The following is a 20,140-nucleotide window of genomic DNA, read 5'->3' as shown; positions in this document are numbered from 1 at the left end:
GGTTTTAAAGGAAATTTCTTGATTGAACCAAAACCTATGGAACCAATGAAGCACCAATACGATTTTGATAGCGCTACAGCAATCGGATTTTTACGTGCACAAGGTTTAGATAAAGATTTCAAAATCAATATCGAAGTAAACCACGCAACATTGGCACAACATACTTTTCAACACGAAATTGATGTTGCTGCACAAGCAGGAATGTTAGGAAGTTTGGATGCAAACCGTGGAGATTACCAAAACGGATGGGATACTGACCAGTTTCCAAATAACATTCAAGAAACTACAGAAGCTATGTTGGTATTCTTAAAAGCAGGTGGTCTTCAAGGTGGTGGAGTTAATTTTGATGCAAAAATCAGAAGAAACTCAACGGATATGGAAGATGCTTTCCACGCACACATTGGTGGAGCAGATACGTTTGCAAGAGCATTATTGACTGCTGACAAAATTATCACATCATCAGCTTATGATAAATTAAGAGCAGACCGTTACAGTTCATTCGATGCTGGAAACGGAAAAGCTTTTGAAGATGGAAAATTATCTATGCAAGATTTATACAAAATTGCACATGAAAATGGTGAGCTTAACTTACAAAGCGGTAAACAAGAATTGTTTGAAAACATAATCAACCAATACATTTAGTCTTTACACTATTTTTTGACTTAAGGAGTAGTAGTAAGAGCATGTATTCTTGATGCTTTTGCTACTACTTTTTTTTTATTCAACTTGAACAAACAACAATAATAAACTAAAACAAACTAATATGAAATTTTTTATTGACACAGCAAATTTAGCCGAAATAGCAGAAGCACAAGCCTTAGGGGTTTTGGATGGAGTAACTACAAACCCATCGTTAATGGCTAAAGAAGGTATAACAGGTGCAGATAATATTTTGAAGCATTATGTAAAAATTTGCGAAATCGTGGACGGTGACGTATCTGCAGAAGTTATTGCAACAGACTATGAAGGAATGATTAGTCAAGGAGAAGAATTAGCTGCTTTGCACCCACAAATCGTGGTAAAATTACCAATGATTGCTGCAGGAATTAAAGCATGTAAATATTTTTCTGATAAAGGAATTAGAACGAATGTAACTCTTGTGTTTTCGGTAGGTCAAGCATTATTAGCGGCTAAAGCAGGTGCTACTTATGTATCGCCTTTCTTAGGAAGATTAGATGATATTTGTACCGATGGAATGGGCTTAATTGCCGAAATCAGACAAGTATATGATAATTACGATTTTGGAACGCAAATTCTTTCTGCTTCTGTTCGTAACACAATGCATGTAATCAACTGTGCCAAAGTTGGTTCAGATGTAATGACAGGTCCATTATCTTCAATCACAGGTTTATTAAAACACCCATTGACAGATAGCGGATTAGCACAATTTTTAGCCGATTACCAAAAAGGAAACTAATTATGGAAATTTCACAATTACAAGATAATGTATCTCAAACCAGAAGAGATATTTTAAGAATGGTACACAAAGTAAACTCGGGACATCCTGGGGCTTCTTTGGGTTGTACGGAGTTTTTAGTTGCATTGTATAATGAACTAATGGAATTGAAACCAGAATTTGAAATGGTAGGTCAAGATGAAGATTTATTCTTTCTATCTAATGGTCATATTTCGCCAGTTTTTTATAGTGTTCTAGCACGACGTGGTTATTTTCCTGTTTCGGAATTAAGTACTTTTAGACTATTAAATTCAAGATTGCAAGGGCACCCAACAACTCACGATGGTTTACCTGGCGTACGTATTGCTTCAGGATCTTTAGGTCAAGGATTGTCTGTGGGGATTGGTGCAGCACAAGCAAAAAAACTAAATAAAGACACTAATTTAGTCTATACACTTCACGGCGACGGAGAATTGCAAGAAGGCCAAAATTGGGAAGCAATCATGTATGCTTCTGCAAAAAAAGTGGATAATCTTATTGCTACAATCGACTTTAACGGGCAACAAATCGACGGTTCTACAGACACTGTTTTGTGCATGGGAAGTTTGAAGGATAAATTTATTGCTTTTGATTGGGATGTGATCGAAATCAAAGAAGGAAATAATATCGAAGCAGTTATTGCTGGAATGAAAGAAGCCAAATCTAGAACTGGAAAAGGAAAACCAGTTTGTGTTTTGTTGCATACAATGATGGGGAATGGTGTTGATTTTATGATGCATACACACGCATGGCACGGAAAAGCACCTAGTGATGAGCAATTAGCAAACGCATTAGGACAAAATCCAGAAACTTTGGGGGATTATTAGAAAGTTTTCAGTCTCAGTATTCAGTCTCAATCTCAGTTATCAGTTTCTTTGATTACTGCTTAAGAGTTGGGATGAGTGATCAGTTTTCAGAATGTCGCTAAAAATCTTTCTATTATTCTTTTTTTAATCTTTGAATTTACAACAATGAAAAAATATACATTTACCGAACAAAAAGACACGCGCTCTGGTTTTGGAGCTGGTCTTGCCGAATTAGGAAGAACAAATCCTAATGTTGTTGCACTTTGTGCGGATCTTATTGGTTCGCTTAAAATGGAAAAATTTATTGAAGAAAACCCAGAACGTTTTTTTCAAATCGGTATTGCCGAAGCAAATATGATTTGTATTGCAGCAGGACTTTCTATCGGTGGCAAGATTCCGTTTACAGGAACTTTCGCCAACTTTTCAACAGGAAGAGTGTACGATCAAATTCGTCAATCTGTTGCGTATTCTGATAAAAATGTGAAAATTTGTGCTTCTCACGCAGGATTAACTTTGGGTGAAGATGGAGCAACGCATCAGATATTAGAAGATATCGGAATGATGAAGATGTTACCAGGTATGACCGTTATTAATACCTGTGATTACAACCAAACAGAAGCAGCTACTATTGCAATTGCTGAACACCACGGCCCAGTATACTTACGTTTTGGACGTCCAGTAGTGCCAATATTTATGCCTAAATATACCGATGTTGCAAACGAAAATAAATTTGTAATTGGAAAAGCTATACAATTAACTGAAGGTACAGATGTAACTATTGTTGCTACAGGACATTTGGTTTGGGAAGCTTTACAAGCATCTGAGCAATTAGAAGCTATGGGTATTAGTGCTGAAGTAATCAACATTCACACCATAAAACCATTAGACGATGCAGCGATTTTAAAATCGGTTGCCAAAACAGGTTGTGTTGTTACTTGTGAAGAGCACAATTATTTAGGTGGTTTAGGTGAAAGTGTCGCGGGATTATTATCCTTAAATACGCCTACACCACAAGAGTATGTGGCTACCAAAGATACCTTTGGCGAAAGCGGAACTCCAGCACAATTGATGGCTAAATATGGTTTGAATAGTGAAGCTATTTTAAAAGCCGTTCAAAAAGTGATGAGTCGTAAATAAATTGCCGTTGACTATCATCAGTGATTCTGGTGAAGTCTGGCATCAATAGCCGTTGACTTTAGTCAACGGTTCTTATTAAATTGCAATAGGGCTTTAGCCAAAACATTTATGTTCCTTTGGCTAAATCCTTACACATTTCAACTTTTAAAAATTATCAAGATGAGCGAAAATAAAATCAAATGGGGAATTATAGGTTTAGGGAATATTGCCGAGCAATTTGCACGTGATTTAGCTTTGGTTGAAAATGCACAGTTGTATGCTGTAGCGTCTCGATCACTAGAAAAAGCGACCGAATTTGGTTCTACGTTTAGTGCTGTAAAAAGCTACGGAGATTACGATTCGCTCATTAATGATGATCAAGTTGATATTATTTATATCGCTACGCCACATGATTCGCATGCTAGTTTGAGCATACAAGCACTAAATGCTAAAAAGCATGTGCTTTGCGAAAAACCAATTGCGATCAACTTTGTACAAGCTTCGCAAATGATTGCAGCTTCCAAAGAAAATAATCGTTTTTTTATGGAGGCTTTCTGGACCCGATTCAATCCTACTTTTACAGCTGTTTTATCAAAAATAAGAGCGGGTGAATTAGGGAAAATACAATACATAAATGCCGATTTTGGCTTTATAATGAACAATGGTCAAAACCGCCTAGAAGATGTGAATCTGGGCGGTGGATCATTATTAGACATGGGTGTTTATCCCTTGTTTTTATCCTATATGATTTTGGGAAAACCCGAAAACATTGCGGCATCTTCACTCTTTTATGAAGGCGGAGCCGACAAACAAACCACCATGCTTTTGAATTATTCAACAGCGCAAGCGGTTTTACATAGTAGTTTTATAGCTAGAACCAACATGCATGCTACGATAAGCGGAGAAAAAGGGCGAATTGTAATTGACCCGCTTTGGCATGAAGCTCAGAGTTTTTCGCTGTTTCAAGATGAGGTAGAAACGAAGTTTGATTTACCTACAAAAGGAAAAGGTTTTACCTATGAAATCGAAGAATGTCATAAATGCATCGCTGCAAATAAAATTGAAAGCGAAATGTGGTCACATCAAAATAGTTTGGACTTAATCACTATCGCAGACCACGTGCGTAAAGAAGCGGGAATTATTTATCCGGTAGATAATATATAGACACTTTATTTAAGTTGTTTTTCGAAATAAAGGAAGAATCCGATAAACGGTCTCGTTTTATTTGAATAGATAAGAAATTAGTTCGAATAAATTAGGAAATAGTAGGTGATGTTTTAAAATAGTATTCGTTATTGCTTAAAGTTGAAGGGTTTGCTTTGGATTCATCTTTCAATAAGGAGCTTAGGCGTGCTTATTTTTATGAAGTTAAAATTTAGTTAAAAATTGTTGAGATATTTATTGTAAATTAGAAGCTGTTAGTTGCTGTTTGACTGGATTTATCATCAGTCAACATGTCGATTATAAAGGATAATATCACTTTCGAATAAAATAAAATACAACCTAGCTTGAAAATAATTAAAACGATGAATTTCTTTAAATTAATGCTTTCAGTACTGCTGATAAGCTTAATTTCTACTGCTGCATTTTCTCAAAAAATGTATGAGGGCTATCAATTTATAAATATCAACGAGGGAATATCGAAAAGGGGTGTTTCTTGCATTACTCAGGATCAATATGGCTACATATGGATTGGGACCTATGGTGCTGGTTTGTATAAATATGATGGAATAAGTTATACTGTTTTTGAAAATGACTGGCAAAAAGAAAGTTCAATCATAAGTAACATTATCTATTGTACTTACGTCGATGCAAACAATAAATTATGGATAGGTACAGACCAAGGAATTTGTTTTTACAATAGAGAAATCAATAAATTTGAAACTATTGACCTGAAAGTGACTCACACTAAAGGCGCGAAAGTTGATGTTGCTGTCAAAAGTATTATCCAAGATAATTTTGGTAACTTGATAATTGGTACCTACGGGAGAGGTATCTTTAAATTTAATTTAAAGACAGCAAAAGTCACCTTTTTAAAGTCGGAAGTGGCTACTTATACAAATTACCAAATCAATTGTTTGACCAAGAGTAAAGACGGTACCATTTATATTGGAACTAGTTATGGCTTAAAGTCTCTACAAGCAGGGGCAACAGTTGCAAAAAACGTACGAGATAGGACAGGAAAAATCATTTTCAATCAATATATCGAATCAATTGTTCTTGATCGAAAGCAAAATATATGGTTGGGAACATTCTACGACGGACTGGTAAAAGTAACGAAAGATGCAGCAGGTTTTTCTCAAAAGTCATTTCCAATCACCAAGAAGAGAGTGATGGCGCTACTGCAAGGAGAAGGCAATTCCATCTTGTGCGCAACAGAAAATGATGGGTTGTTTCTGGTTGATGAGCAAGGAGCGATTCTTAAAAAATATATCAACAACAAAGCAGAGAATAATAGTTTAAAATCAAATTCGGTTTGGTCTCTATTTGCCGATAAAGAAAATAGAGTTTGGTTGGGTTACTACAATCAAGGAGTTGATGTTTTTGACAAATTATACAGTAAGTTTAATGCTATAGGTAGCAATCTTTATAATAAAGAAAATGCACTACAAGCAAAATCTGTAACAGGAATAGCAAAGGATAAAGCAGGTAAATTGTGGATTAGTCTTGAAGGCGGTGGCGTTGACTATTATGACCCAATTACGAGTGCTAACAAGCATGTCAATAGTAAAAATGCTTCCTTTTTATCGGGTTTAAAAAGTGATGATATTCAAACTGTTTTTGTAGATAGTAAAGAAAATGTTTGGTTAGGAAGCTGGGATGGAGGGATTTATTTTCTAAAAAAAGGAGCTTCTAGTTTTGTCAATTTTAATACAAACAATACTAGTGGCATCGCGTCAAACAGGATGCTTAGCTTCTCTGAAGATTCGAATGGAATCATCTGGATTGGTACCTATTTGAGAGGACTTCACTATTATGTTCCGTCCGAAAATAAATTTTACCATTGTAACTCAAAACCATTTTCGTTAAATGGTTTGATTAATGGCGATGTTAGAAAAGTATTGGTTGATTCGAATAATAGAATTTGGGTGGGGTCTACATTAGGATTATTTCTTGTTACACATGACAATAATTTTAAGTTTACGGTCGTAGCCTTGAAAAACCAAATGATGAAGGACAAAAAAATGCAAAAAAACCAATCGGTTTTGTCTTTGTATGAGTCTCGAAACAAACAAATTTGGATAGGAACGGATGGAGCAGGTCTTTTTAGCTACACAGCCAAGGGTAATACGTTTGACTTTTACTATAATTTTGAAGGCTTGGTCGAAAAATCAGTTGCAGCAATTATTGAAGATCAAGAGGGTGCTATTTGGATCAGCGGTAAAGCGGGAATTACCAAAGTGGATTTGAAGAAAAAATCAGCGGTTAATTTCACTAAAGACGATGGACTTTTGGATAACGATTTTAATAACAACTCCGTTTTAAAAGTTCAAAATGGTGATTTGTATTTTGGTAGTTATGAAGGAATCAATTATTTCAATCCAAAACAAATATTAAAAAGTACCAAGCAACCCTTATTGTATTTTAGTGATTTGAAACTGTTCAATAAGTCAGTAAGTCCCAATGATGCAGATTCACCACTTACAAAAGTGATTTCAGAGACGGATCACCTAGTTTTAACGCACGATCAATCTGTTTTTACATTAGAATATGTGGGACTAAATTATTCGCATCCGGGTAAAAATGAGTATGCTTATTACCTAGAAGGATTTGAGAAAGAATGGAATTATGTAGGCGGAAAAAGAGCTGCTACCTATACTAACTTACCTCCAGGTGATTATGTTTTTAATGTAAAAGCAGCCAAAAGAGGGGGAGTATGGAGTGATAAACCTTTACAATTACACATTGAAGTATTGCCACCATTCTGGCGCACAAATTTTGCTTATTTCTTATATATCTTGGCTTTTATCTTGGTGTCTATTTACATGAAGAAATATTTGCAAAGACGTTTTGAGGAAAAACAAGCTATTCAATTCGAAAGAGATAAGGCCGTTCAAATCGAAAAACTAAATGCAAAGAAATTGCAGTTCTTTACCAATATTTCGCATGAGTTTAGAACACCATTGACGCTAATTATCAATCCGCTAGAAGATATTTTAAAAAATAAAAGCTTTGGTTTACCTGCTGAAGTGTTGAATAAATTGTTTGTTATTCACAAAAGTTCAGATCGATTGTCCCGATTGATCAATGAGTTAATGGATTTTAATAAATTACAGTTTAATAAAATGGCCTTGCATGTACAGCAAGTAGAGGTAGTGAGTTTCACCAAAAATATTGTCAGTTATTTTGAAGAAGAAGCTGCAAGTCGCGCTATTGATTTACAATTTGAATCTACTGTAGAATCGCTGCAGGACTGGTTAGACCCTAAGATGTTCGAAAAAATTATTTTTAATATTATTTCGAATGCCTTCAAAGTTACGGCTGATAACGGAAAAATAAAGATCAGTATTAATGCTTCGCAAAAAAAAATGTTTTTACCGCTGGCAAGTAATTTAGGCAAAGTTGAAACATTTGAAATAGCCATTGAAGATACGGGTGCAGGATTGAACAAGAAAGAGATCAAACGTATTTTTGATCGTTTTTACCAAGTGAACAATCTTAATAAAACCTATTATGGTAGTACAGGAATCGGACTCGAAGTGGTACGCGGTTTTGTCGAATTGCACAAAGGTAAGATTGAAGTTGATAGCACATTGGGAGTAGGAACTACATTTACAGTAGTTTTTCCGTTGGGGAATGAATATTTTACCGAAGCTGAAATTCTAGACGAGGAGCATCAAGTTGTATTGAGGGAATCTATCAAAAAAGGAGTGGTTGATGAAAATGAGGAAAGTAGCGGAGGAGATATTGCAACTGAAATTACACACACGATCTTAATTGTTGAAGACAATACTGAATTACGAAATTACTTGAAAGACGAATTAAAGAAAAGTTATAAGGTAATTGTTGCCGAAAATGGTCAAAAAGGGGTAGAGTTGGCTAAACAAAAATTGCCCGATTTGATCTTGACCGATGTGATTATGCCCGTAATGAATGGTCTTGAATTGTGTAAAGCAGTCAAAGCAGATATAAAAACGAGTCATATTCCGTTATTGATGCTTTCGGCCAAAGCCTTGGTTCAAGACAAATTAGAAGGAATCGATTCGGGTGCAGATATGTACATGAGCAAACCTTTTGACATGGATGTTTTGAAATCCAGTTTAGGACAATTGATCAATAGTAGACAAATCATGTTTGACAAGTTCTACAAAGGAATTAGTAAGAATGCAAAAGAAAAAACAACTACTCTCGACAATGAATTTATACAAAAAGCACTCAGTTACATTCATGAAAATATCAGTGAGTCCGATTTGAGTGTTGAGGTTTTAGCATCTAATGTGTTTTTGAGCCGTAGTCAATTGTATCGAAAAATTAAAACTTTAACGGGAGTTACTGTGAATGAATTTATTCGAAATGTTCGTTTGGAAAAATCGCAAGAATTAATCCAATTAGGAAATAGTAGTATTAACGAAATAAGCTATCAGGTTGGGTTTACTTCGGCTTCCTATTTCACAAAATGTTACAAAGCAAAATACGGACATCTACCCACACAGCTGGATAAAAACAAACCGGATTTAGAATAAAAACATAACTAATTATTATAACAAAGAGCTCTATTGGAGCTCTTTTTTTGTACCTTTTGAATAGGAAATGATCATAAAAAGACGTTGAAAATTGACGGTAATTAGTTTCTATATTCAAAGTTGTTTTATTCGATAAAATGATTGAAAGTACTAGTGCTTGTTTTTTGACCCATTGCACATTATGTATTTAGTTGGCGACTTATTTTTACTTAATAAAAAAATAACAGTTATATATTGATAATTGCTTATAAAACCACCTTTTTTTTATCAATACGTACAATATCCCGAAATCATTGGTCTCAATAGAGCTCGATGCATCAAATGAACTATATTTTGCATCATTTGTTTTATCAAATAGGTGTAGTGTTGCTTTAAATTTGGCTTAGTAAACTAATTTATTAACCTAACTTTTTAATTAAACCATTAACACACAAACTATGCTGGGAAAATTAAATTTTATTTTTTCAATAAGAACGGCTATCAAAAAGGAGCTAAAAAAACGACATGAATGAACACATATTTTAGAATCACTAAAATTTTAAAAATTAAATATTTTGATAAAAAGTAAAAACAATTTAACTAACGAATAAAAACCATTTAATATGATGATCAAGCTAAAATTCGCACTAATAGCGTTGGCAATGATTTGCACACAGACGGTGCTGTCGCAAACGAAGACCATTCAAGGGGTCGTAACAGATCAGGCGCGATTGCCTTTGCCTGGTGTAAATGTTTCAGTCAAAGGAATACCTACTGGAGTTGTAACCAACTCTGACGGTTCTTTTGTACTAGATAAAGTTCCTGCAAACGCTAGAATTATTTTTAGTTTTATAGGGTTTACTTCAAAAGAAGTTGCAGTAGATAATAAAAAAACAATAAATGTAAGTCTTGTTGAAGACACAAATAACCTAGATGAGGTTGTAGTGGTTGGTTATGGTTCTGTAAAGAAAAGAGATGTAACAGGAGCCGTTTCTACCGTTAGTGCAAAAATGATCAAGGATCAACCTTTTACAGGAGTAGATCAAGCCTTACAAGGAAAAGTTTCTGGGGTAACAGTAACTCAAAATTCAGGAACTCCTGGAGGTGGTGTTTCCATTAGAATACGTGGAATCGCTTCTCTATCAGGAAATGAGCCTCTATATGTTGTTGACGGTGTACCAATTAATGGAGGTGATAATAATGACTCTTTTAATTATAACTCTTTAGGAGGAGGAAGTGGACAAACGAAGTCAAGTGCTTTATCAGCGATAAATCCTTCAGATATTGAATCTATGGACATTCTTAAAGATGCTTCGGCAACAGCGATTTATGGATCTAGAGGATCTAATGGAGTTGTTTTGATTACAACCAAAAAAGGAAAAAAAGGAAAATCGGTGATTACTTATGAAACCTATACGGGTGTGCAACAGGTTACTAAGTTTTTAGATGTTCTTAATTTACAAGATTTCGCCAAATATAGAGCAAGTGTAAGTACAGAATTAGGACAACAAATTCCGTATGAGTTTCAAAATCCCGAAATTCTAGGGCAAGGAACAAACTGGCAAAAAGAAATTTTTAAAAATGCTCAAATGCAAAATCATCAAATCACTATTTCAGGCGGAAAAGATAATACGAGATATTATACGTCAATGAATTATTTTGAACAAGATGGTATTGTAATTAATACTGGTTTCAAAAGATATTCGATGCGATTGAATATTGATACTAAAGTTAATGATTGGTTCAAAATAGGAAACAATCTTACTTTATCAAATACAAAACAAAAACTTGCCTTTAATGATACTGAAAATGGTGTAATTAGTGCTGCTGTGTCACAATCCCCTAATATTCCAGTACGATATTCTGATGGAAGTTTTGGTGGACCGATAGAAGGTTTTGGTAATACTTCTGCAAACAATCCTGTAGCTACAGCTTTAAACAGAGGAAACAATGTTGATAAATATAAAATTGTAGGAAGTCTTTTTGGTGAAATTTCATTTACTAAAGATTTGACTTTTAAATCTGTTTTAGGATATGATTTTAATACTACTAACGGTTCTGTTTTTTACCCAGATATTACTATAGGTACAACAAGTACAAGTAGTATATCTGTTAAGCAACAAAATCAAAGTATCTTCTGGACGTTACAAAATTACTTTACGTATTCGAAAACTTTTGGAAAACATAATTTTGTGGCTTTATTAGGTCAAGAGGCACAACAATCAAATTATGAAGGTATATCTGGTACTAGAAGGGGATACCTGTCTAATGATATTAGTACATTAAATCTTGGAGATTCTAAAACGGCTACAAATGATAATTATAAAGGTAGAAGTAGTTTAAACTCTTATTTTACTCGTTTGAATTACTCTTTTGATGGTAAATATTTATTAACGGCTACTTTGCGATCTGATACCTCGTCCAATTTTGGAGATGGTTATAAAACAGGTTATTTCCCTTCTTTCGCTGCGGGATGGGTAATCAGTAACGAGCCTTTTTTTGAAGGAATTAAAGGTGTGATCAATCACGCAAAATTTAGAGCAGGTTATGGAGAAGTTGGAAATCAAAATATAGGAAGTTACACATACGGAGCATCAATTGTAAGTTTTCCTACTAGTTTTGGAACTGGTTTTGCACAACAAAATATTCAGAACCCAACGGTACAATGGGAAAAAACTAAAGCATCTAATTTTGGTGTAGAAATAGGATTCTTCAAAGATGCATTGCGTTTAGACGTTGATTATTACAAAAAAGTCTCAAGTGATTTCTTATTTAGTGAACCAGTACCTGCTTATTTAGGTACAAATCCACAACAAGGAAATTTAGGTCTAGGAGCGAAGGTAGTTAACCTTGGAGATATCGAAAATAAAGGATGGGATATTAGTTTAAATACAAGAAATATTTCAAATGATAACTTCAACTGGAATTCATCTTTTATATTTTCAACGTTCAAAAATAAATTAACGTCTTTTGGAGATAAAAATTCAGCTATCTATAGAAATTTTCAGTTTAATAATACACTTACAAAAACAGGAGTAGGATCACCTGTAGGACAATTTTTTGGGTATCAGGTAGATGGGATTTACAAATCTGAACAAGATATTAAAGATAGTCCTACACCAGATAATGAAGTTGGTGCAAATGGAAAAGTTTGGATTGGTGATATTAAATTTAAAGATATCAATGGTAATGGGAAAATTGATACTGGAGACAGGACGAATATAGGGAATCCAATTCCGAAATTCACGTATAGTATTATTAATAATATCTCATACAAAAGCCTAGATCTATCTATTATTTTTCTAGGGACTCAAGGAAATAAAATATACAACTGGACTAGAAAACTTACTGAAAGTTTAGGAGGAACAGGAGGTCCCTATTCAAATCAAAGTGTTGCTGTAAACAATCGTTTTATAGCAGGTGTAAATGAGAATACAAATATTCCACGTTACGTAAATGGAGATCCAAATGCAAACAGTAGAGTTTCTGACCGTTTTGTTGAGGATGGTTCTTATTTGAGATTGCAAAATCTAACCTTGGGATATACACTACCTGAAAGCATCATTAAAAGAACTAAATTCTTCAGTAAATTAAGAGTGTATATGACAGGACAAAACTTGTTCACAATTACAAAGTATTCTGGATTAGATCCTGCGGTAGGTTCGTTTAGTCAAGATGCCTTACTATCAGGAGTCGATAACGGTCGTTATCCAGTCGCTAGAATATATACATTAGGTTTAAATTTAGATTTTTAAAAAAAAAAAATAACAATATGAAAAATTCAACAAAATATTTTGTGCTTTTGATAGCTGTATTTTTTACGATATCCTGCTCAACAGAATTTTCAGATAATCCACCACAGGACAAATTAGTTTTAGATAATTTTTATACTTCAGATGGTCAAATTCTAGGATCTGGTAGCGGACTTTATGGTCGTCCTTGGTTCTACTTTAACGAGAAGTTTGTTTACGGATTAGATACTTATGCGGGTAATTCGGTAGGTGCTTATTCCGATTTAGCACAGTTTGAAAACTTTGCTGTTAATTCAACTAATCAGTTTGTTTTTGAAGGTTGGCAATCATTGTTTAATGTTATAGCACAATCCAATACATTATTAAATAATTTAGAAAAAAATGTTGGGCCAGCAACTACTCCTGAAGTGGTAGAAAGAGTAAAAGGGGAGGCTTATTTTATGAGAGCTACTGCTTACTTTTATTTGGTTAGAATCTTTGGCGCCGTGCCTATTTTAAATAAAATAGAGCAATACACAGAAAAAATCCCTACGTACAGAAACAATGTAGACGATGTATACAAATTTATTATCAACGATTATAATGAGGCATACAAGCGTTTACCATTAGCAACTGGTAATAGTTCTCTTGAAAGAGGTAGAGTGATCAAAAGTGCTTGTGACGGAATGTTGTCTAAAGTGTACATTACGCTAAAAGATTATCCAAACGCAAAAACCCATGCAGAAAATGTTATAAAAAGTGGAGATTACTCTCTTATTGACGATTATGGATTGCTGTTCAATAGTCCAACAAATAATAACAGTAGAGAGTCAATATTTTCTTTACAATGGATTGGTTGTGTAGGATATGGATACGGTAATTCAGCTCAGGCTTATATTACCCCCACTTCAGAAATTACAGGAGATTATACAGGTTGGAAAACTTTTGTACCTAGTATAGATTTACGTAATGCTTACGAACCGAATGATAAAAGAAGAAAAGCTACTATAATGTTACCTGGGGATTTTTATCCTGAATTAGTTACAAAAAAAGGAGGTTACACAGTAAGCCCTGGTGGTTTTGGTGGATCAATGGGTTTCAGAAAATATGTTATCGGTTCAGTAGCTGAATTTGTTGGAGCTTGTGCACAACAAACCAATCAAAATACAGAAATGTTACGCTATGCTGAAGTATTATTAATACATGCTGAGGCTATACTAGCTAGTTCAGCTTCAACTTCATCAGCAGACGCTTTGGATTCATTCAATCAAGTTAGAACTAGAGCGGGATTACCTGTAAAAACGAGTATTACGAAGAACGATATTTTTAAAGAAAGAAGGCTTGAATTAGTTTTAGAAGGAGATTATTGGTTTGATTTAATAAGAAGAGATAGAGCGGAAGCGATAAATATTATTTCAAATCAGGAAAGAGGAGCCTATAATAATATTGCTTTGTTGGATGTAAATTCTAAAAAAGTGATACCATCTGCAAATTCTTTCTTGATTCCAATTCCTGCTCCCGAATTAGATTTAAATCCACTTCTTAGAGAGAATCCAGTTCCTTTTCAATTTTAATAATTAAAATATAAAACAATGAGTAAAATAATAAAAAATAGTAGACATTTTCTAGGATTCCTGATTGTTTGCTTAGTGCTATCATCATGCTCAAATGACAATGATTCTAGTGCGGCAGTAATATTGGAAGGCGTTTATAGTTTAGATAACTCTACCACTCCACCAACTGAAAATAAGGATAAAGGTAACCCTGGGGATTTAGTAAAAATCGAAGGATCAGGATTAAGCAATGTTAAAACCGTTGTATTTGATAACCTAGTGAACGTTATTTTTAATCCGGCATTGAGTTCTGAGAAATCGTTGTTCTTTAATGTGCCTTTTGATGATAAGAAAGGAAGCCGATTTGGGGTTCAAGAATTGAAAATCACCAAAAATAATGGTGAAGTAGTTGTTTCTAGTTTCGAGATACTACAGCCAAAAGCAATAATCTCTGAAAAATTCGAACCTGCAATTCCAAAAGTAGGAACAGTAGTTACGGTAAATGGAGGTTGGTTTTACAACATTTCATCTGTTAAGTTCGCGGGTACGCCAGTTACGTTTACTCGTATCAATTCTACCTCCTTAAGTTTTATGGTACCCGCTACTGCAACTGTTGGAGGAGATGTAGAAATTACAACTCCTGTAGGGACAGTAAAACGATTCTTGGATATTGATCAAGGCTTTGATTTATACAAAGTAGCTGATTTTGATGGAGGTGGTTTACGTCCAAACAACAATTGGGTTAAATATGGTGATGCCAATACGCTTAGTTATTCGGACGTAGGAGGTATATCTGGAAAATATGCAGAATTTACATGGGCAGGTGCTACTGTAAATGGATATAATGGTAGCCAATCTGATGGTGGGAATGCACTATTGAAAGAAACTGCGACGGATGCAACAAAAGCATCCTATCTTGTCGATGTGAATTGTGGAGGAGCCATCGGAACCAAAATAGATTTACTTCTTGTAGATAGTGATGGTGGAAACTGGGCATATTCTTATACAATTGCAACTACAGGATGGCAGACAATTGAGGCCAAAACTTCCGATTTCGGAGCTAATTATGTCTCTACAGATCAAAGTCAAGGTGATGTAAATCCTGCTAAAATTAACCAAGTTAAGATGACGATTAATCAAAATGGAGGAACTGTAAATCCTTCTAAAGTTCAATTTGATAATATTAGATTTAAGGTTTTACGTTAGTTCGATTTAGTACAAATGATGTTAATAGTTAGAAAGGTTGCTGCATATAATCAGCAACCTTTTTTTAAAAAAATAGGAAGATGAAAAAAATGAAAATAAGACAAGCTTTATGGATACTCTGTATCAGTTTATTTGTTCTAAGCTGTTCAAAGAGTGATGAAGCGGTAGTGGTGACCGCTGGCGTACCTACTGCATATGGTGCAGTAAATTTGACTGATTCTGGTTTTACTGCCAATTGGACAAGGGTGTATCGCGCTGATAAATATTTAGTTGATGTATCTACAGCAGCTGATTTTTCAAGTGTATTACCAAATTATAATGAATTGGCTGTTAATGCTCTTACAATAGATATTGAAGGTTTAGTTTCGGGTACTACTTATTATTATAGAGTAAGAGCCGTACGAGGAGAGGCAATTTCAGCATTTTCAAACGCAATTGCTGCAGAAATCATAAGTACGGGACCTGAACCTACAACGGCGCTAAAAGCAGTAGCTAACTTTAATGTAGGTATGATTGTAAGATCAAACAGACTAACGGGAATTACTTCAGACATTATCTTAAGAGAATTTGATAATATTACTTCTGAGTACGAAATGAAAATGGATAAAATGTATCCAAGTAAGGGGACGTATGACTTTACAGCTGTGGATAAAATTGTGAACTATGCTACAGACAATAAATTAAACCTTCACGGACACGCTTTAATTTGGCATAATTCAGTTCCGAGTTGGGTGACTAATTTTGTAGGGACTAATGCTGAGTTTGAGGCTATGGTAAAAGATTATATTACTACCGTCGTAACACGTTACAAAGGGAAAATTAAATCTTGGGACGTTGTAAATGAAGCTGTTGATGATGGTAGTGGTAACCCATTGCGAAATTCTATCTTCAAACAAAAAATGGGAGATGATTATATCAAAAAGTGTTACCAATGGGCTAGAGATGCAGATCCTGCTTGTAAGTTGTTCTATAATGATTACAATTTTGCATCTAATGCTGGTAAAAGAGCTGCAATCTTTAAAATTGCTGATGATTTGAAAAAAGACAACCTTATTGATGGTCTTGGAGCACAAATGCACATTAGTTACAAAGGCCCTGCTGCATCAGAAATTCAAGCGGTAGTAGATGGAACGGTTTCTAGAAAGTTGTTAATGCATTTCTCTGAATTGGATATTCAAGCCAATCCTGATAATGATTTAACTGCTTTGACACCTGAAAGAGCCATTGCTCAAAAAAATAAGTACAAAGAAGTAGTGAAAATTTTCAATGCTATTCCTGCAGCCAATCAGTATGCACTTACCGTTTGGGGAATGAGAGATAGTGAGACATGGTTGATTGCCTTTTGGGGACATATTGACTGGCCTTTGATGTTCAATGAAGACTACAGTGCAAAAAAAGCACATACTGGTTTCCTTGAAGGATTAAAATAGTCTGTGCACTATATAGATTACGGATTCATACTTTCAAGTCACTTTTTCACGGATATATTATCATCGAAATTGTGCCTTGTTTGAATGAGTCCGTTTTTTTTATATCCTATTTTAAGTAATAGTAAAAGGCTACATAAGAGTGCTTTTGGTCACATTTATTACAGCTTTTTTAAAATGAATATCAATATTTAAAAGTTGTTTTTTTTACGATTATCTAAATAATAGTGAACTTTATTTGTATTTTATGCAATGCTTGTAATCTTGATCAAAATTTACATTTTTGTATTGCAAACACTCACGAAGGGCTTCAAATAGTGCATTACGCACGATTTGTATTATTTATAGCTTCAATTTTACCATTCGACCACGCAACATCCTACTACTTTTACCAAACAGTTTTTACAATTACTAGTCGGTTTGATAACAGCTAATAATTTAAGAATAGTAAGTTCAGAATTGTCTTGAAAATTCAGTTTTATATCCTAAAAAAAATGGACTATTTTCGAAATAAAAACAGCTCCAAATAGTCAAAGAAGATTTACCCAATTATAAATTAAAAAATACAATATGTCTCCATTAAAACAGATTTGTCTTTTCTTTTTACTTGCCATTACAACTTGTGGTGCACAAGTGGCTTTACATAAAGATGCCTCAAAAACTTTTGAAGAACGCGCTTCTTTTTTGGTTTCGAAAATGACACTACAAGAGAAGGTTTCTCAAATGACCTACAACTCTGCTGCAATAGATAGATTAGAAATCCCGGAAATGAACTGGTGGAACGAATGTTTACACGGAGTAGCTCGTGCGGGAATTGCCACTGTTTTTCCACAAGGAATCGGAATGAGTGCTATGTTTGATAGAAGTCAAATGTTCGAAATTGCCAGTGCTATCTCAGATGAAGCGAGAGCCAAACATCATGATTTTGTATCGAAAAATAAAAGAGGCATTCATCAAGGTTTGACTTTTTGGACACCTAACATCAATATTTTTAGAGATCCAAGATGGGGACGCGGAATGGAAACCTACGGAGAAGATCCTTATTTAACGGGAGAACTTGGGGTACAATTTATAAAAGGTTTACAAGGAAACGATCCTAAATATTACAAACTGATTGCTACAGCCAAACATTTTGTGGTACACAGCGGACCAGAAGCGAGTCGTCATAGTTTTAATGTAGATCCATCGGCTTTTGATATGTTGAATACCTATAGCCCACAGTTTGAAAAAGTGGTAAAGGAGTCGGGCGTATATTCTGTAATGTGTGCTTACAATAGTTATAAAGGGGTGCCTTGTTGCGGTAATAAAGAATTGAGTGGTTTATTGCGAAAAGATTGGGGTTTCAAAGGATACATAGTTTCTGATTGTTGGGCGGTGACTGATTTTTATAATAAAGGAGCTCATGAAGTAGTACAAACAAAGGAACAAGCATCTGCAATGGCAGTGCAAGCGGGAACTGACTTGAATTGCGGGGATTCGTATCCTTCACTGGTTAAAGCCGTGGAGCAAGGATTAATTTCAGAAGCGGAACTAAACGTTTCAGTAGAAAGATTAGTAGAAGCACGTTTAAAACTAGGTTTGTTTGCACCTAAAGGCGATGTGAAATATGAAGATATTCCGTATTCAGTTGTAGATTCAGAGGTACACCGTTTATTGGCGTTGCAATCGGCTAGAAAATCAATGGTTTTATTAAAAAATAATAACCTATTGCCATTAAGAAAAAACTTGAAAAAAGTAGCGGTTATAGGTCCAAATGCGAATGATGCGGATGTGTTGCTTGGCAATTATAACGGTTTTCCGTCACAACCTATCACACCTTTGCAAGGAATTAAAAATAAATTACCAAATGCCAATGTGAGTTTTGCACAAGGTTGTAGACTAGCAGACAGTTTGCCAATTTTAGAAGCGGTTCCTGCAGCTGTTTTATATACCGATAGCAAATTGAAAAATAAAGGTTTGAAAGCGGAGTATTTTTCGAATACCACATTAAAAGGTAACCCATCGCACAAACAAATCGATAAAAACGTTGACTTTTTATGGGCAACAACACCGCCATTTCCAGAAATGACGTATGATAAATATTCTGTTCGCTGGACGGGATATCTTTCTGTTCCAAAATCAGGTCGTTACGCGCTAGGAGGACAGTCCTATTCTGGAATGAAATTGTATGTCGATAAAAAATTAATTCTTGAAAGTGACAATGTTTATGAGCCTAAAACAGAATACGAGTATTTAGACTTAGAAGCTAATAAAGTGTATAAAATTAAATTAGAGTACAAACAAGACAATTCAGAGCATGCTATAATGCGTTTTTTATGGGAAGCACCTAATGAAAATCTTGAAAAAGAAGCAATGGCTTTGGCTGAAGCATCTGATGTTGTCGTTTTTTGTATGGGATTGAGTCCGCTTCTAGAAGGGGAAGAAATGAAAGTAAAAGTAGAAGGTTTTGATGGTGGTGATCGTGTGGATATCAAACTACCAGCTTCTCAAACAAATTTAATGAAAAAAATAAGCACACTAGGGAAACCAATGGTTTTGGTTTTGTTAAACGGTAGTGCGCTTGCCATCAACTGGGAAAACGACAATATTCCGGCTATTCTAGAAGCTTGGTATCCTGGCCAAGCGGGAGGTACTGCAATTGCTGATATTTTATTTGGGGATTACAATCCGTCTGGGCGTTTGCCGCTTACTTTTTATAAAGACATTAATGATATTCCAGCTTTTGATGATTATAACATGAAAGGGAAAACCTACCGCTATTTTCAAGGGAAACCATTGTATGAATTTGGTTTTGGGTTGAGTTATACAAGTTATAAATACAGCAATCTAGTTTTAGACAAAGAACAAGCAACGAACAAAGAAATTCTACTTTCAATTGATGTTACCAATACAGGAAAAGTAGATGGTGACGAAGTAACCGAATTGTATATGAAAAGCGCCAAAGAAGATTTTCAAAACACCATAAGAACACTAGTAGGTTTTGAAAGAACTTTTCTAAAAGCAGGAGAAACGAAGACCGTTCGTTTTAAAGTGCAACCAAAACAATTGGCACAAATCAATGCTGATGTAAAAATGGAAGTAAATCCAGGAGATTATACTTTTTCTGTAGGTGGTGCACAACCAAATGAGGAAAGAATAAAAGCAGCAAATGTGGTTGTTAGCACAGTTACTTTAAAAGGAAACCCATTCAGAATTTAATTAAA

11 protein-coding genes are annotated in these 20,140 nt (G+C 34.7%); all 11 read left to right on the top strand.

The features are described from left to right. A partial coding sequence (locus M2326_RS13485; protein ID WP_463671346.1) for an apurinic/apyrimidinic endonuclease family protein occupies nt 1-642 on the top strand: 642 nt, incomplete at its 5' end. A gap of 121 nt (nt 643-763) precedes the next feature. Then, entirely contained in the window at nt 764-1,417 is a 654-nt protein-coding gene (gene fsa / locus M2326_RS13480; RefSeq protein WP_173835977.1) for a fructose-6-phosphate aldolase, read from the top strand. A 2-nt stretch (nt 1,418-1,419) separates the two neighbouring features. Then, the gene (locus M2326_RS13475; protein WP_108742144.1) at nt 1,420-2,262 is read left to right on the top strand and encodes a transketolase; all 843 of its coding nucleotides are present in this window, start codon (nt 1,420-1,422) and stop codon (nt 2,260-2,262) included. A 144-nt stretch (nt 2,263-2,406) separates the two neighbouring features. Beyond that, the gene (locus M2326_RS13470; protein ID WP_264620076.1) at nt 2,407-3,378 is read left to right on the top strand and encodes a transketolase family protein; all 972 of its coding nucleotides are present in this window, start codon (nt 2,407-2,409) and stop codon (nt 3,376-3,378) included. Nucleotides 3,379-3,537: 159 nt separating this feature from the next. Continuing rightward, nucleotides 3,538-4,521, top strand: a complete 984-nt coding sequence (locus M2326_RS13465; RefSeq protein ID WP_264620075.1) for a Gfo/Idh/MocA family protein — start codon at nt 3,538-3,540, stop codon at nt 4,519-4,521. A gap of 344 nt (nt 4,522-4,865) precedes the next feature. Beyond that, on the top strand, nt 4,866-9,041 hold the full coding sequence (locus tag M2326_RS13460; RefSeq protein ID WP_264620074.1) for a two-component regulator propeller domain-containing protein: 4,176 nt from the start codon (nt 4,866-4,868) through the stop codon (nt 9,039-9,041). Nucleotides 9,042-9,643: 602 nt separating this feature from the next. Beyond that, nucleotides 9,644-12,775, top strand: coding sequence for a SusC/RagA family TonB-linked outer membrane protein (locus M2326_RS13455; RefSeq protein WP_264620073.1), 3,132 nt, complete (start codon nt 9,644-9,646; stop codon nt 12,773-12,775). A 17-nt stretch (nt 12,776-12,792) separates the two neighbouring features. Continuing rightward, nucleotides 12,793-14,325, top strand: coding sequence for a RagB/SusD family nutrient uptake outer membrane protein (locus M2326_RS13450; RefSeq protein WP_264620072.1), 1,533 nt, complete (start codon nt 12,793-12,795; stop codon nt 14,323-14,325). A gap of 18 nt (nt 14,326-14,343) precedes the next feature. Beyond that, on the top strand, nt 14,344-15,510 hold the full coding sequence (locus tag M2326_RS13445) for an IPT/TIG domain-containing protein (RefSeq protein ID WP_264620071.1): 1,167 nt from the start codon (nt 14,344-14,346) through the stop codon (nt 15,508-15,510). An 80-nt stretch (nt 15,511-15,590) separates the two neighbouring features. Then, nucleotides 15,591-16,940 carry an endo-1,4-beta-xylanase gene (locus M2326_RS13440; RefSeq protein WP_264620070.1) on the top strand — a complete coding sequence of 450 codons (1,350 nt, stop codon included), beginning with the start codon at nt 15,591-15,593 and terminating at the stop codon, nt 16,938-16,940. 567 nt (nt 16,941-17,507) lie between these two features. After that, nucleotides 17,508-20,135 carry a glycoside hydrolase family 3 C-terminal domain-containing protein gene (locus tag M2326_RS13435; protein ID WP_264620069.1) on the top strand — a complete coding sequence of 876 codons (2,628 nt, stop codon included), beginning with the start codon at nt 17,508-17,510 and terminating at the stop codon, nt 20,133-20,135. The last annotated feature ends 5 nt before the right edge of the window (nt 20,136-20,140 follow it).

Source organism: Flavobacterium psychraerolatum (assembly GCF_025960985.1).
Lineage (GTDB): Bacteria > Bacteroidota > Bacteroidia > Flavobacteriales > Flavobacteriaceae > Flavobacterium.
This window is presented reverse-complemented; position numbering and strand designations above follow the sequence as displayed.

What these genes read in the sequence shown, in the direction of transcription:
- M2326_RS13440 (WP_264620070.1), top strand. Translation starts at nt 15,591, where the DNA reads ATGAAAAAAATGAAAATAAGACAAGCTTTATGGATACTCTGTATCAGT.
- M2326_RS13465 (WP_264620075.1), top strand. Translation starts at nt 3,538, where the DNA reads ATGAGCGAAAATAAAATCAAATGGGGAATTATAGGTTTAGGGAATATT.
- fsa (WP_173835977.1), top strand. Translation starts at nt 764, where the DNA reads ATGAAATTTTTTATTGACACAGCAAATTTAGCCGAAATAGCAGAAGCA.
- M2326_RS13475 (WP_108742144.1), top strand. Translation starts at nt 1,420, where the DNA reads ATGGAAATTTCACAATTACAAGATAATGTATCTCAAACCAGAAGAGAT.
- M2326_RS13470 (WP_264620076.1), top strand. Translation starts at nt 2,407, where the DNA reads ATGAAAAAATATACATTTACCGAACAAAAAGACACGCGCTCTGGTTTT.
- M2326_RS13445 (WP_264620071.1), top strand. Translation starts at nt 14,344, where the DNA reads ATGAGTAAAATAATAAAAAATAGTAGACATTTTCTAGGATTCCTGATT.
- M2326_RS13435 (WP_264620069.1), top strand. Translation starts at nt 17,508, where the DNA reads ATGTCTCCATTAAAACAGATTTGTCTTTTCTTTTTACTTGCCATTACA.
- M2326_RS13450 (WP_264620072.1), top strand. Translation starts at nt 12,793, where the DNA reads ATGAAAAATTCAACAAAATATTTTGTGCTTTTGATAGCTGTATTTTTT.
- M2326_RS13455 (WP_264620073.1), top strand. Translation starts at nt 9,644, where the DNA reads ATGATGATCAAGCTAAAATTCGCACTAATAGCGTTGGCAATGATTTGC.